The organism is Peribacillus sp. TH14, assembly GCF_016651145.1.
Taxonomy (GTDB): domain Bacteria; phylum Bacillota; class Bacilli; order Bacillales; family DSM-1321; genus Peribacillus; species Peribacillus butanolivorans.
Genome location: NZ_JAEKEK010000001.1, coordinates 3,767,343 through 3,781,385, shown reverse-complemented (window position 1 = coordinate 3,781,385; position 14,043 = coordinate 3,767,343). Strand labels below are relative to the sequence as shown.

General features: G+C 41.6%; 15 protein-coding genes and 1 other annotated feature. Of the genes, 1 reads left to right on the top strand and 14 read right to left on the bottom strand.

Going from position 1 to position 14,043, the window contains the following annotated elements; all coding sequences use genetic code 11:
- The first annotated feature begins 107 nt into the window (after window positions 1-107).
- Window positions 108-287, top strand: coding sequence for a hypothetical protein (locus tag JFU50_RS18305; protein ID WP_201188180.1), 180 nt, complete (start codon window positions 108-110; stop codon window positions 285-287).
- A 62-nt stretch (window positions 288-349) separates the two neighbouring features.
- On the opposite strand, the gene JFU50_RS18300 is transcribed toward JFU50_RS18305, so the two are convergent.
- From JFU50_RS18300 to cymR, 14 genes are all read right to left on the bottom strand, one after another.
- Window positions 350-640 (bottom strand): DUF1292 domain-containing protein, encoded by a 291-nt coding sequence (locus JFU50_RS18300; protein WP_201223603.1) that lies wholly within the window; start codon window positions 638-640, stop codon window positions 350-352.
- A gap of 11 nt (window positions 641-651) precedes the next feature.
- Window positions 652-1,077: a Holliday junction resolvase RuvX gene (gene ruvX / locus JFU50_RS18295; protein WP_053347052.1), complete on the bottom strand. Its 426-nt coding sequence runs from the start codon at window positions 1,075-1,077 to the stop codon at window positions 652-654.
- Window positions 1,077-1,346 (bottom strand): IreB family regulatory phosphoprotein, encoded by a 270-nt coding sequence (locus tag JFU50_RS18290; RefSeq protein WP_034311358.1) that lies wholly within the window; start codon window positions 1,344-1,346, stop codon window positions 1,077-1,079. Before JFU50_RS18290 ends, ruvX begins: the two co-directional genes overlap by 1 nt.
- A 66-nt stretch (window positions 1,347-1,412) precedes the next feature.
- Window positions 1,413-4,049 carry an alanine--tRNA ligase gene (gene alaS / locus JFU50_RS18285; RefSeq protein WP_201223602.1) on the bottom strand — a complete coding sequence of 879 codons (2,637 nt, stop codon included), beginning with the start codon at window positions 4,047-4,049 and terminating at the stop codon, window positions 1,413-1,415.
- A gap of 59 nt (window positions 4,050-4,108) precedes the next feature.
- Window positions 4,109-4,327, bottom strand: a binding site (T-box leader).
- Window positions 4,328-4,356: 29 nt separating this feature from the next.
- Window positions 4,357-5,484: an AI-2E family transporter gene (locus tag JFU50_RS18280; protein WP_207198811.1), complete on the bottom strand. Its 1,128-nt coding sequence runs from the start codon at window positions 5,482-5,484 to the stop codon at window positions 4,357-4,359.
- A gap of 165 nt (window positions 5,485-5,649) precedes the next feature.
- Window positions 5,650-5,865 (bottom strand): hypothetical protein, encoded by a 216-nt coding sequence (locus JFU50_RS18275; RefSeq protein ID WP_053348138.1) that lies wholly within the window; start codon window positions 5,863-5,865, stop codon window positions 5,650-5,652.
- Window positions 5,855-6,397, bottom strand: coding sequence for a PRC-barrel domain-containing protein (locus tag JFU50_RS18270; RefSeq protein WP_242489061.1), 543 nt, complete (start codon window positions 6,395-6,397; stop codon window positions 5,855-5,857). The genes JFU50_RS18275 and JFU50_RS18270 overlap by 11 nt, the downstream gene beginning before the upstream one ends.
- A gap of 58 nt (window positions 6,398-6,455) precedes the next feature.
- A complete protein-coding gene (locus tag JFU50_RS18265) occupies window positions 6,456-7,217 on the bottom strand; it encodes a TPM domain-containing protein (protein WP_201223600.1) in 762 nt (253 codons plus the stop codon).
- Window positions 7,217-7,783 carry a LemA family protein gene (locus tag JFU50_RS18260; protein ID WP_201185915.1) on the bottom strand — a complete coding sequence of 189 codons (567 nt, stop codon included), beginning with the start codon at window positions 7,781-7,783 and terminating at the stop codon, window positions 7,217-7,219. The genes JFU50_RS18265 and JFU50_RS18260 overlap by 1 nt, the downstream gene beginning before the upstream one ends.
- A 119-nt stretch (window positions 7,784-7,902) precedes the next feature.
- The gene (recD2, locus tag JFU50_RS18255; RefSeq protein WP_057219079.1) at window positions 7,903-10,311 is read right to left on the bottom strand and encodes an SF1B family DNA helicase RecD2; all 2,409 of its coding nucleotides are present in this window, start codon (window positions 10,309-10,311) and stop codon (window positions 7,903-7,905) included.
- Between the two features lie 36 nt (window positions 10,312-10,347).
- On the bottom strand, window positions 10,348-11,013 hold the full coding sequence (locus tag JFU50_RS18250) for a tetratricopeptide repeat protein (RefSeq protein ID WP_201223599.1): 666 nt from the start codon (window positions 11,011-11,013) through the stop codon (window positions 10,348-10,350).
- A gap of 123 nt (window positions 11,014-11,136) precedes the next feature.
- Window positions 11,137-12,252, bottom strand: coding sequence for a tRNA 2-thiouridine(34) synthase MnmA (gene mnmA, locus JFU50_RS18245; protein ID WP_053347059.1), 1,116 nt, complete (start codon window positions 12,250-12,252; stop codon window positions 11,137-11,139).
- A 32-nt stretch (window positions 12,253-12,284) separates the two neighbouring features.
- Window positions 12,285-13,430 carry a cysteine desulfurase family protein gene (locus tag JFU50_RS18240; RefSeq protein WP_201223598.1) on the bottom strand — a complete coding sequence of 382 codons (1,146 nt, stop codon included), beginning with the start codon at window positions 13,428-13,430 and terminating at the stop codon, window positions 12,285-12,287.
- Between the two features lie 60 nt (window positions 13,431-13,490).
- The gene (gene cymR, locus JFU50_RS18235; RefSeq protein WP_053347061.1) at window positions 13,491-13,910 is read right to left on the bottom strand and encodes a cysteine metabolism transcriptional regulator CymR; all 420 of its coding nucleotides are present in this window, start codon (window positions 13,908-13,910) and stop codon (window positions 13,491-13,493) included.
- Window positions 13,911-14,043 lie beyond the last annotated feature (133 nt).

Genomic DNA, 14,043 nt, shown 5'->3' with positions numbered 1-14,043 from the left:
AATTAGCTGTAATAGACTTTCATGAGATTTTCTTCGAATACGATTGGTGTTTCAGACATTTGATAAAATAAAAAGAATATTTATGTGGTTATGCTACTATTAATTTTATGATAAAGAAAGGTGTGAAGGAGTTGGATAATTCTTATTTTGTTGGTTGGGGGACACTAGCACTCATTAATGCCGGGCTTGCTCAAGGTAAAAATAGAACGGCTTTGAATTGGTTCATATTATCATTATTTTTAGGTCCACTCGCCACTTTTATTCTTTTGTTTGTGGAGAAAAGATAAGGATTTTTTGGTACATAATGAAAAAAACTGACCTTGGTTTAAGGTCAGTTTTTATATATATATTATTCTTCTTCAGCTTCTTCTTGGTCAAGGAATGTGTTTAACATTTCTTCGACTAGATCCCATTCTTCTTCTGTTTCGATTGGTGCAAGTTCACCATCTTTATTATCTTCGCTTGGTGTGAATGATGAAGCGTGGATTTCAATTTCTTCCTCTTCATCTTCAGCAGACATCGGATAGTAAAGTACATAAGATTTGTTAAATTTATCAGAATCGAATGTGAACAGGATTTCGCAAAGCTGCTCGTTTCCGTTTTCATCTACTACTGTAATGTTGTTTTCGCCGTGTTCCATTTGTATTCACCTCATATTGAATTTGTTTGTCTGTCCAAGAAACCTTGTAGAATCATGACAGCTGCCATTTTATCAATGACTTTCTTACGTTTGCTTCGGCTCACGTCCGCCTCAAGAAGAACACGTTCAGCCGCCATCGTTGTCAACCGTTCATCCCAGAGAAACACCGGCAGCTTGAATTTGTTTTCTAATCGCTTGGCGAAATCTTGGCTGATCTCACCGCGCGGTCCTACGGTTCCGTTCATATTTTTGGGTAAACCGAGGACAATTTTAGAAACTTCATGTTCTTTTATTATTTCATTAAGACGTTTAAAGCCGAAGTCATTTCCAGCTTCGTTAATTTTGATTGTTTCCAATCCTTGTGCAGTCCAACCCATCGCGTCACTCACAGCAACACCGATAGTTTTTGAACCTAAATCAAGTCCCATTGTGCGCATTAGTATTCCTCTCGATGGTTCTTAAGATACGATTTAACCAATTCTTCGATGATCTCATCGCGTTCAAGCTTACGAATAATGTTTCGAGCATCCATATGGCGCGGGATGTAGGCCGGGTCACCAGATAATAAATAACCGACAATCTGGTTAATCGGGTTATAACCTTTTTCCTGAAGTGCAACATAAACTTGAGACAATACTTCCTGTACATCTCTTTCGAATGGTTCTTCGGGAAAATTAAATTTCATCGTTTTATCAAAGGAACTCATTATCATGCACCTCTCCTCAGCGTCCAGAATCCATTATTATCTTCATTGTACAACACTTTTCATTGATTATGAAATCGTTAAGACCCATTCTTCAACAAAATTAAGTGCTGCATCCAATTTTTCTGGGTCTTTTCCACCGGCTTGTGCCATATCTGGTCGGCCGCCGCCGCCTCCACCGCAACGAGATGCGACTTCTTTAATTAATTTACCGGCATGGAAACCGCGTTCGATATAATCCTTCGTAACTCCGGCAATCAAATTGACTTTATCGCCTTGAGCCGATCCTAATACGATAATGACAGAATCAAGCTTTTGTTTCAAATCATCTGCCATAGCACGCAGATTATTCATGTCAGTAGCTTGAACTTTTGCCACTAATACTTGTACACCATTAATTTCTTTTACTTTAGAAACAAGGCTTCCTGCTTCAATATTACTTAATTTTGCAGTCAAGCTTTCATTTTCACGATGAAGATCTTTCACTTCCGCTAAAACTGTTTCAATTCTTGAAGGTACATCTTTCAAGTTTGTTTTCAATTTAGCAGCTGCGTCTTTTAATACACCGATTTGGTCCGTCATCAATTTGTATGCTCCTGCTCCTGTTACTGCTTCGATCCTGCGTGTACCCGCACCGATGCCGCTTTCAGAAACAATTTTGAACAAGCCGATTACCGCTGTATTCGGGACGTGAACACCGCCGCAAAGCTCAAGACTATAATCGCCAATTTGAACGACACGGACTATCTTGCCGTATTTTTCGCCGAACAAGGCCATCGCGCCCATTGCTTTTGCTTCTTCAATGTTTTTATAATCCGTATTCACTTGTAAGCTTTGCCAAATTTTTTCATTTACAATCGTTTCAATCTGTTCAATCTCTTCTGCTGTAATCTGACCGAAGTGAGAGAAGTCAAAACGAAGACGCTCAGCTTGTACCAGTGAACCAGCTTGGTTAACATGTGTTCCTAGTACATCTTTCAAGGCTTGATGTAAAAGATGTGTCGCCGTATGATTTTTCGTAATATGGATGCGGTTTTCTTGATCTACCGCAGCAACAATTTCAGTGTCTGTAGTCAAAGTGCCGGCTACAACAGTTACACGGTGCAGGTTTTGGCCATTTGGTGCTTTTTGAACATCATGTACATTCACTTTAACGGATTCACTAGCCATCGTTCCTTTATCAGCTATTTGTCCGCCGCTTTCTGCATAGAAAGGTGTTTGGTTCAGAATCACCTGAACTTCTTCGCCTTCTTGCGCTTCTGTTACAAGCTCGCCATTTTTCACGATTGCCGCAACTTTTGCATCAACTGCCACCTGATCATATCCGACAAATTCACTTTCAACTTTAATGTCGCCTAATACTCCACCTTGAATCTGCATGGAATCCACATCTTGACGAGCAGAGCGAGCACGTTCACGCTGTGCTTCCATTTCTTTTTCGAAGCCAGATTGATCAATCGTCATGCCTTCTTCTTCCGCATATTCTTCCGTTAATTCGATTGGGAAGCCGTATGTGTCATACAAACGGAATGCATCGCTACCTGGAATGACTGTGCCGCCTTTTTCTTTTTCTTTTTTGATGACTTCAGAAAGAATAGCTAGTCCATCATGAAGCGTTTCATGGAACCGTTCCTCTTCATTCTTGATTACTTTCGCAATGAATTCTTTATTAACGAGAACTTCTGGGTAGAAATCTTTCATGATTTCACCAACCACTGTCACAAGCTCGAACATGAATGGACGGTTAATGTTGATTTGCTTCGCATAACGAACCGCTCTACGAAGTAAGCGACGTAGCACATAGCCGCGACCTTCATTGGATGGAAGTGCTCCGTCTCCAACAGCAAATGCTACTGTACGTATATGGTCGGCAATGACTTTAAATGCCACATCATTTTCTACATCGACACCATATTTCACATCAGAAATTTCTTCAACAGCTCTAATAATTGGGATGAACAGGTCTGTATCATAGTTTGTCGCCACATTTTGCACGACTGAAGCCATACGTTCTAGACCCATGCCTGTATCAATATTTTTCTTCGGAAGCGGTGTATAAGAACCGTCAGGATTATGGTTAAATTGAGAGAACACAAGGTTCCAAACCTCTAAATGCCGTTCATTTTCGCCACCTGGATATAGTTCTGGATCATTCGGGTCATCACCATATTCTGGGCCACGGTCATAGAAAATCTCCGTATTCGGGCCACTTGGACCTTCACCGATGTCCCAGAAATTCTCTTCCAAACGAATGATTCTTTCAGCAGGAACACCGATTTTTTTATTCCAAAGCTCAAATGCTTCGTCATCTTCCGGGTGGATTGTCACCGCTAATTTCTCTTTGTCAAAGCCAATCCATTTTTCGTCGGTCAAAAATTCCCATGCCCATGTGATTGCTTCTTCTTTGAAGTATTCACCAATTGAGAAGTTACCAAGCATTTCGAAAAACGTATGATGACGCGCAGTTTTCCCCACGTTTTCAATATCGTTTGTACGAATTGCTTTTTGTGCATTTGTAATTCTTGGATTTTCAGGGATCACCCGTCCATCAAAATATTTCTTTAACGTTGCTACCCCAGAGTTAATCCATAGCAATGATGGATCTTCATGAGGAACCAATGACGCACTTGGTTCAATGTTATGGCCTTTTTCACTAAAAAAATCTAAATACATTTGGCGGATTTGAGCACCAGTTAAATACTTCATCTATATATCCTCCTTTAAAATTATGTAATTTTGAGCACACAAAAAACTCCCATCCCAAAAACAGGGACGAGAGTTAACTCGCGGTACCACCCTGATTATGGACGTAGAAAAAGCCTTCGTCCATCACCTTCATAAAAGCCTTAACGCGGCATGACGGCAGGTATTAGCTGCTCTCCGGACTAGCTTTCTGCTGCTCTTCACCTTGAAGTCCCTTTCAGCCAGGGGGACCCCTCTCTTTTAGATGGACTTCAGCATACTTCATCCTTCAACGAATTATCTTATGTAATGGATTATATTCACAAGACTTTTATTTGTCAATAAGGGGCGGCCTCTTTCTGAAGTGAACACGGGCATGAAGCACAAAAACTTTCAGTACAGCCAAGATAGGGATTGAAAGTACCATTCCCGTAATCCCGCCTATTTCACCTCCAGCTACCAATGCAAGCATGATGAAAAGTGGGTGCATATGGAGGCTTTTCCCGACAATAAGAGGTGACAGAATATTCCCCTCAAGAAATTGAAGCACAAGCACGATAACTATTATAATCATCACCATTTTCACAGATATTGTGGCGGCAATTATAACCGCAGGAATGGCCCCGATAATCGGTCCAAAATACGGTATGACATTGGTTATTCCGATAATCGCTCCTAATAACAACGGATATTGCATTCCGACTATCCAAAAAAGAATGGATGAGATCACTCCAATTGCAACACAGACGATAATTTGCCCGCGGATATACCCACCTAGGGAAGCGTCAACATCCCGTACGAATGCACGTCCCTGCTTGCGCCATTTTTTCGGGGTCATATACCAGGCCATTTTTTTTAACGCAGCAAAGTCTTTCAGGATATAAAAAGCAATGAAGGGAATAAGCGCAATCAGAACAACAAAATCAAACAGCTTCATCGCATACTCCATTGCTTTTTCCGGCATACCTTTTAGCCAGCCTTCGAAAAGAACGACCCCTTCTTCAAACCTTTCATGTATCCCGAAAGGCCAGGCCGCCGTTTGATGATTGAGCCTGTCTACCCTGCCTTGATACTGCTCGACCAGCTCAGGAACACTTTCTGACAGCTCACGCACCTGACTAACCATCACCGGAATGCCTTTATAAACCGCAAATCCAATGCCTCCAAAAAACAGCAAGTAAATGATTGTAATCGAAAGCCAGCGATGCATACCTTTCTTATTTAAAAATTCCACAACAGGGTGCAATAAATAACTGATGAATGCACCAATGAGAAAAGGCAGCAGTACTGTTACACTTATAGTTACAGCCGGTCCCCACATAGGCTTCAGTTTCATAAAAATATATATAACAAAAAATAAGAGCAATAAAAAACCAAGCCTATAAAACCACTTGAGACGAATACTCACAAAATCTACACCTCCCGCTCGTTTATTCTTCGAAAGGTGAGAGGTTTTCATACATAAAAAAGAGTGCCCTTAGCATCAGGACACCCATTCCCTTTAAAGTAATGATTTTATTCTTTTGCGTATTTTTTTGATACTTCGGTTAATCATTTTTGTGTTCATCATGTTCATAAGACCATTACGTGAACGTCTAGCCATTGCAAGCACCTCTTCCGTTAATTACATGCTGAAGCGGCGGTCATTTTCCTCAAACAAGTCGTCTAATGAGCTTAAACTTCCATCTTCTTCGACCTGGTGCGTATTAATGATTCCCTCAGAAATGGTCATTTCAATAAAACAATTCCAACAATAATATTGATTTACACCAATCTTCCCAACATCTTTACTGCGGCAATTCGGACAATTTATTTCCAAAATGGACACCTCACTGTTCATAAACTGAAACAATGATGGTATCCTTCCCTAATGTAGGCGGCTGTTTAGATTCAATCACTGTCGTCTCTGAGAAAAAACCATCTGTTGTTTCATACGCTATAATCGTGCCCATTTTTTCCCTAAAATATACATCCTGCAGTAAACCGAGCTCCTCGCCCATTTCTGAAAGAAGCATTCGTCCCAATACTTCATCCTTTGTTAGCCAGATGGAATTATCAGGCACCTTCTTTGGGGTTGACTCCTGTTGTATGATGACAATCCCATCCGGACCATATGAAGAAATATCGTCCAGAGTCAAATGAAAAGATCTCTTAAACAATGCTTGTTGATGAATGACCAAACCTGTTACCTGACCCGCTTCAGAAATAGATAAATCATGGACCGTGCCGATTCTTTCTCCTTTGATAGTAAAAACCGGCATTCCTTTCAATACAGAAAACGTCCGCAAGGTCATCCCGCCTTTCCGAACATTTTTATTATTTCTTTCATCTCGTAAATAGATGTGCTGAAAGGTTTTCCATTGTTGAATCATCTTAGAAAACTAAAGTTTCAGGCATAAAAAAAAGACCGGTTTCCCGGTCAAATCTACCTTACCATCCACGGCTAGAACCTCCGCCACCGGAGCTTCCTCCGCCACCGCCTCGTGAGCCTCCGCCTCCACCTCCGCCTCCGCGACTAATGAACATCAATAGGATATTGATGATAATTTGAAGGAAAAATCCTTTAAACAATTTGGCATCGAGGATGAACAAAATGATGACCACAACGATGATGAGAAAAATCTGTAAACCTGATGGCTTAAAAGTTCCTGTATCTGTCTGAACGGAAAGATCTTGATAAAACTCGTCACCTAAATTATATTCCTCGGTGACCTCGTTATAAACAGCCTTATAGGTTTCAGTCAGAGCAAGATTGTAATTACCTTCTTTCAGCTGAGGGATTGCCACATTGTCCAAAATCTGTCCTGATTTTATATCAGTAATGGCACCTTCTAACCCGTACCCCACTTCAATCCGGATTTTCTGCTCCTCTTCGGCCAGAACAATGAGGACTCCGTTATTTAGCTCTGCATCCCCGAGCTTGAATTTCCTAAATGCTTCGACCGAGTATTCCTCTATTTCAGAGCCTTCCATTGAGTCAACGGTCAAAACAGAGATTTGTGCTTTTGTAGCATTATCTAATCGTTTTCCCAATTCTATAAGCTCTGATTTTTCCTGATCATCGAGGACTCCAGCAAAATCCTGGACATAAATATCTCCAACAGGTTTCGGAATGTTAGGTTCTGCTGCGACTACGTTTGCTAAATTGAAAGTGAAAATAAAAAATAGCGCAAACACAGCGAGTTTTTTCATTATTTATCGCTCCCGAAATCAACTTTCGGCGTTTCTTTTTCTTGATCAGTCACTTCAAAATATGGTTTTACATCGAACCCAAATGCGCTAGCCATCATATTCTTTGGAAAGCGTTTAATGGTCTTGTTATACGTGGTTACTTCGTCATTATAGTCTTTTCTTGCGACGGTCAATCTATTTTCTGTTCCTTCTAAACTATCCATAAGGCCCTTAAAGTTCTCATTGGCTTTCAAATCCGGATAGTTCTCGACGACCACCAAAAGGCGGCTTAACGCCCCACTCAGTTCTTGATCTGCATTAATGGCATCTTCCGTTGAATTAGCACCTGCCAACTTTGAACGTGCATCACTGACCGCTTTAATGGCTTCAGTTTCGTGCGATGCATAACCTTTTACCGTTTCCACAAGATTCGGAATCAAATCTGCTCTTCGTTTTAATTGGTTATCTACCTGTGACCACTTATTGTCGACGTCTTCATTGGCACTTACAAGACCATTGTAAGAAGAAACCCCATATATGACAATTAAAACGACAACAACTAATCCTATAATCCATCCCTTTTTCATCCAAATCCTCCTTACTCTTTCTGCACATATAAACTATATTTTATATTAGTTCCACTAAAACTATGAATTTTAAACAAAATTTATCCAAACCAGGTAAAGAACCAGACATTAATCTCCACCTACATAAAATCATAAGGTGTGACATTACCCATCCCAATCATCGGATCTTCATGCATCAGTATGTCAAAATAACTTTCCTCTTGCATTGGCAACTCTGCAGATTCAGCTGGCATTTCTTCATCATTCAAAGTTTCACGAAGTTTTTCAAGTAATGTAGTTTTCCGGCGCATTTCATCATTGCGCTCGATACCTAAACGGAAAGCATCTTCTTCACCACAAAGTATCAAGAAATTCTTGCTTCGGGTAATCGCTGTATACAATAGATTACGTCGGAGCATCCGATAATAACTTTTTACAACAGGCAAAATCACAATGGGAAACTCGCTTCCCTGCGATTTATGGATTGAACAGCAATACGCGTGGGTAATCTGGTTCAAATCCTGCTTCGTGTAAGTTACTTCAATGCCTTCAAACGATATAATGATCTTATCGACATGATCAGTATTTTCCTTCGCAAACAAAATTGACACGATTTCACCCATATCACCGTTAAAGACGCCTTCTTCCGGCTGGTTCACCAGTTGAAGCACTTTGTCTCCCGTTCGGTAGATCACGTCTCCAAACTTGATTTCCCGCCGCTTTTCATTCACATTGCTATTAAACACTTCTTGCAGCATTTTATTCAACGCATCAATCCCGGCAGGTCCTCTATACATCGGGGCCAGCACTTGAATATCTTTGGCAGTGAAACCCTTCGTCCTGGCATTCGCAACAACTTTCTCAATAACCTGAGCGATTTGGTCAGTCTTACAGCGAATGAACGATCGATCTTCCTGCTGCTTCGTAACATCATTTGGAAGCCGGCCTTTTTTTATATCATGGGCCAATTCAATGATTGATGAACCATCCGCTTGACGATAAATATGCTCAAGACTGACAGTCGGCACACAATTCGAAGCAAGCAAATCCTTTAGCACCTGTCCCGGTCCGACTGAAGGCAGCTGATCTTCATCACCAACTAAAATCACTTGGCAATTTTCCGGCAAGGCTTTAAACAATTGATGAGCTAACCACGTATCCACCATAGAAACCTCATCAATAATGACAATGCGGCCTTCTAACTGATTATCTTCATCATGGGAAAAGCCTTCACTTCCGTTCCATCCGAGCAAGCGGTGAATCGTAACAGCGGGAAGACCCGTCGATTCAGCCATGCGTTTCGCTGCACGTCCAGTAGGTGCCGCAAGCACAAACGGGAACGGATCGCTGCCCTCTTTTTTATAATCGTTAATGTCCATAGATACACCATGAAGTTCGGCATATAACTCGACAATCCCTTTGATAACCGTTGTCTTCCCCGTACCAGGTCCACCCGTCAAAATCAACATAGGCGACTGCAGGGCTGTTTGTATCGCCTCTTTTTGAGCTGAGGCATAGGAAACATTTAGACGCTCTTCCAGCTTACCAAGTGCCAGTAAAAATTCCGATTCTGGGAACTGGTCTTCATACTCAGTTTGTGCTAGCATCCGCTTGATGTTCATAACAATTCCCTTTTCAGAATAGTAAAGGGATGGCAGGTAAATTCGTTGATCTTCGACAACGATTTTCCCCGCCTCCGTTAATTCGATTATTTCCGAGGAAATGTTTGTGAACTCAATTCGATCGCGCTTATTCTCCTCAAGCAGCCGCTTGACAGCTTCCAACAGCTGCTCAGCTTCTATGTAGATATTTCCATCCTGCAGACATTGTGATTCTAGTGTATATAAGCACGCAGCCTTGATACGATCAGGATGGTTACCGGAAATGCCGAGCTGATGCCCAAGCTCATCCGCTCGCCCAAAACCAATTCCTTCGATATCCTCCACAAGCTTATATGGATTTCCCTGAACCATGGTGATTGTATCATGCTTATACATTTGATAAATCTTCATAGACAGCTGTGGACCAAAGCCATATTGATTAAGAGCAATCATTACCTGTTCCAGACCTTGGTGTTCGACTAAAGTATCATAGAGACTCTTCGCCTTTTCCCCGGATAGCTTCGGAATATCATCAAGTATGGAAGGCTGAGCCAGAATTTTAGAAATTGCCTTCTCCCCGAGTGTTTCGACAATGCTTTCGGCTGTTTTTTTCCCAATACCTTTGAACAGTTCACCAGATAAATAACTGACGATTCCTTCCTTGGATTGGGGCAAATCCTTTCGAAAATGCTCGACATGAAATTGAAGACCAAAACGTTGGTGCTCTTTCATTGCTCCATAAAAAATATACGTCTCATCCTCATGCATCCTCGGAAAATAACCCGTGACGACCGCTTCCTTCTCGTCATAGTTCAAATTCGTTTCATTCACACGGATTCTTACAACCGAGTACATATTTTCTTCATTATGAAAGATCGTCACTAAATGACTTCCTTTCATAAACATTTTCTCTTCTGCAAACAAATCCATCGAATCTTGCTGGCTCAACGCTTCTCCCCACCCTTCCATACATATGTCGTCTATTTATTCAGCATTCATTTCTTCCATCAATTTCTTACCGTGTGCCGCCAACATATGGTCTGGCTGTGCTTCCAATGCTTTTTCAAAATATGTTATCGCAGCTTGCGGATCTTCACGGTACCCTGCAAACGCAACCCCTAAATTATAATAAGCATCCGCATGGTCTGGATCCTGTTCAACCACTAAATTCAATTGATTGATCAATTCATCATACAGTTCCGCATTTGCTAGGCAAAGCGCATACTGGAACCTTGCATCCACATCCTCAGGACTCAATTCCACCGTTCTCTGTAAATAAGGCATAGCCAATTTCGGTTGATCTAACGCCATCAACGTCAATCCAAGCATAAAGTAAGCATCGCTGTTCTCAAGACCCAAACGGATTGCTTTTTCAAACATATCTTTCGCTTCGACTAATTTAGAATCTAATTCGTAGTATAAGTTCCCTAGCGAATAATAAGCTGCCGCTGCATTTTCATCAAGCTCAATCGCCTTTTTATAAAACTTGATGGCTTTTTCCGTTTCACCGACAGCTGTAAGTACATTTCCAAAGTTTATGTATGCAACCGGCTCCTTCGGGTTTTCTTCTATAGCCTCATTAAAAACTTTAGCCGCTTCTTCGTATTTTCCTTGTTGCATAAACTCAATACCTTGTTGATTTTTATCCATGATCATTCACGCTCCATTTTTATATTAAAAAGTATAGCATAAGCTAGCAGTGTAATTCAGACGATGCTGTTCACAATCCAAAAGAAGTCCCCAACCGCAAACACAGCTGGGGACATGATTATTTTACCCTACGTAAGTCAGTTTTTCACCTTTTTTAAATACTTCATCAATCGTACCGCCACCTAGGCATACGTCACCATCATAGAAAACGACTGCTTGTCCAGGTGTAATCGCGCGGATTGGCTCGTCAAATATGACTTCGACATCGCCACTTTCCAATACTTTCACCGTAACGCCGCTGTCCTCTTGACGGTACCGGAATTTTGCCGTACACGTAAATTCCGCTGCAGGTTTATGTTCCGCTACCCAACTGACATTCACAGCATTCAGGGAATTGGAATAAAGCACATCGTTATCAAAGCCTTGACACACATATAAAACATTGCGCTTCAAGTCTTTTCCCGCAACGAACCAAGGCTCGCCGCTGCCGCCAATACCTAGACCGTGACGTTGCCCGATTGTGTAATACATCAAACCGTCATGCTTACCCATTACCTTGCCTTCCATCGTAACCATATCACCCGGTTGTGCTGGAAGATAATTGCTTAAAAATTCTTTGAAATTGCGTTCCCCGATAAAACAAATACCGGTTGAATCTTTTTTCGTTGCCGTTGCAAGACCCGCTTCTTTCGCAATTTCACGAACTTCCTTCTTATCAATGTGACCAAGTGGGAACATGACTTTTTCCAATTGTTCTTGAGTAAGCTGGTTCAAGAAGTACGTTTGATCTTTATTATTATCGACACCGCGGAGCATTTTATATTCGCCATCTCTGTATTCAACCTGTGCGTAATGACCTGTCGCTACATAGTCAGCACCAAGGCTTACCGCATGCTCAAGGAATGCCTTGAACTTAATTTCCTTGTTACACATTACGTCCGGATTCGGCGTACGGCCTGCTTTGTACTCATCCAAGAAATACGTAAAAACTTTATCCCAATATTGCTTTTCAAAGTTGACTGCATAATAAGGGATACCGATTTGATTACAAACGGCAATCACATCATTGTAATCTTCCGTTGCTGTACAGACTCCGTTTTCATCTGTATCGTCCCAGTTTTTCATGAAAATCCCAACTACGTCGTAGCCTTGATTTTTCAATAGCAGGGCTGACACAGAAGAATCGACGCCTCCTGACATCCCAACGACGACGCGGGTGTCTTGTGGTGCTTTATTCATTCTGTCACCTCATTTATTTAAAGAAAAAATTATTATTGTTGTACCAATCTTTTAACGATCTTCACGGTTGTTTCAGCAGCCTGCCTAACTTCCTGTTCGGTGTTGTTTAGACCGAAGCTGAAACGAATCGAATTCTTCGTCCGCTCCGAACCTTTTCCAAACATCGCTACGAGCACATGCGACGGTTCAATTGACCCAGCTGTACAAGCAGATCCACTTGATACCGCAACACCGGCCAAGTCCAGATTAACGAGCATCGATTCAACATTCGTACCCGGAAAACTAACATTCAGCACATGTGGCAGCGACTGCTCCATAGATCCGTTAATTTCATATTGTACATCCGCCTCGTCAAAGACGGCAAGCAATACGTCTTTAAATTGCAAGTATTGCTCCGTTTTCTTATCCATCATGCTTTGAGCAATCAAAACCGCTTCGGCAAAACCAGCAATTGCTGGCACACTTTCCGTACCAGCCCGACGTTTACGCTCCTGTTCTCCGCCATATAAATGGGGATTCAGCTTTAACCCTTCTCGCATATATAAAAAGCCGATTCCTTTTGGTCCGTTGATTTTATGCGCTGATACACTCAGCAAATCCACGCCCAACTCGCGGACATCAATATGAATCAGTCCATATGCCTGTACCGCATCAGTATGGAAAAAGGCTTGATGATCCTTAAGCAGTTGTCCGATTTCAGCAATCGGCTGGATAGTCCCAACTTCGTTATTACCAAACATAACCGAAACCAAAATTGTATCGTCCCGCAATGCTGCTTTTAAATCAGCAAGCGAAATAAGCCCCGCTTCATTCACAGGTAAATATGTGACCTCAAAGCCAGACTTCTCAAGGAATTGGCATGTATGCAATACTGCATGGTGCTCAATCTCTGTCGTAATGATATGCTTTCCCTTTTCTTTATACGCATTCGCAACCCCAATGATCGCCGTATTATCTGCTTCTGTTCCACCGCTCGTAAAAATAATTTCATTCCGCCCGGCCCCGATACTTGTGGCAATACTTAAACGCGCTTCATCTAAAACATGGCGCGCTTCCCGCCCGAACGCATGAATACTCGACGGATTACCAAAGTCATGACTCATGACTGTCATCATCTTATCAATCACATTCGGATGCATCGGTGAAGTCGCAGCATGATCTAAATATATTCTGTTCACTTTTTTGTCGCCTCCATTAAAAAACGCAAGCGCCTATATAATAGGCGCGTTGCTAATCACTTAAATATAATACATATAAGAATTGATTTCACCAGTATCCTTGTAGTTCGCCAAATCCATCAACGTAGTATTATCCAATACATCCTTCACAGCATCACGAATCCGAATCCAAAGCTGACGTTTTACCGGCTCTTCATCCTCAATTCCCTCAACAGGAGTAATCGGTCCTTCCAATACGCGAATGACATCACCAGAAGTAATCTCCTGAGGATCTTTTGATAGGACATACCCACCATATGCACCACGAACACTCTTCACCAATCCTGCATTACGAAGTGGCGCAATCAGCTGCTCCAAGTAATGCTCTGACAAACTATGCGTCTGAGCAATCGATTTCAAACTTTTCGGACCTTCTCCATAATGTTTAGCAAGCTCAATCATGATCGTTAAACCATAGCGGCCTTTAGTAGATATCTTCATTAATATACACCTCATATTATTTATCCGTTTATAAATTCTGTTGAAATTATAGCATATTCCCACTAGAAATGCATTCACCCGCCCTTCATTTGTCAAATTATCCTAATTGGAGAGGTAGGAAAAGAGTTAAATA

Bases quoted from the DNA above. Each gene is read 5' to 3' on its own strand.
- JFU50_RS18305 (WP_201188180.1), top strand. From the start codon at position 108: ATGATAAAGAAAGGTGTGAAGGAGTTGGATAATTCTTATTTTGTTGGT.
- JFU50_RS18300 (WP_201223603.1), bottom strand. From the start codon at position 640: ATGGAACACGGCGAAAACAACATTACAGTAGTAGATGAAAACGGAAAC.
- ruvX (WP_053347052.1), bottom strand. From the start codon at position 1,077: ATGCGCACAATGGGACTTGATTTAGGTTCAAAAACTATCGGTGTTGCT.
- JFU50_RS18290 (WP_034311358.1), bottom strand. From the start codon at position 1,346: ATGAGTTCCTTTGATAAAACGATGAAATTTAATTTTCCCGAAGAACCA.
- alaS (WP_201223602.1), bottom strand. From the start codon at position 4,049: ATGAAGTATTTAACTGGTGCTCAAATCCGCCAAATGTATTTAGATTTT.
- JFU50_RS18280 (WP_207198811.1), bottom strand. From the start codon at position 5,484: ATGAAAACCTCTCACCTTTCGAAGAATAAACGAGCGGGAGGTGTAGAT.
- JFU50_RS18275 (WP_053348138.1), bottom strand. From the start codon at position 5,865: ATGAACAGTGAGGTGTCCATTTTGGAAATAAATTGTCCGAATTGCCGC.
- JFU50_RS18270 (WP_242489061.1), bottom strand. From the start codon at position 6,397: ATGATTCAACAATGGAAAACCTTTCAGCACATCTATTTACGAGATGAA.
- JFU50_RS18265 (WP_201223600.1), bottom strand. From the start codon at position 7,217: ATGAAAAAACTCGCTGTGTTTGCGCTATTTTTTATTTTCACTTTCAAT.
- JFU50_RS18260 (WP_201185915.1), bottom strand. From the start codon at position 7,783: ATGAAAAAGGGATGGATTATAGGATTAGTTGTTGTCGTTTTAATTGTC.
- JFU50_RS18250 (WP_201223599.1), bottom strand. From the start codon at position 11,013: ATGGATAAAAATCAACAAGGTATTGAGTTTATGCAACAAGGAAAATAC.
- mnmA (WP_053347059.1), bottom strand. From the start codon at position 12,252: ATGAATAAAGCACCACAAGACACCCGCGTCGTCGTTGGGATGTCAGGA.
- cymR (WP_053347061.1), bottom strand. From the start codon at position 13,910: ATGAAGATATCTACTAAAGGCCGCTATGGTTTAACGATCATGATTGAG.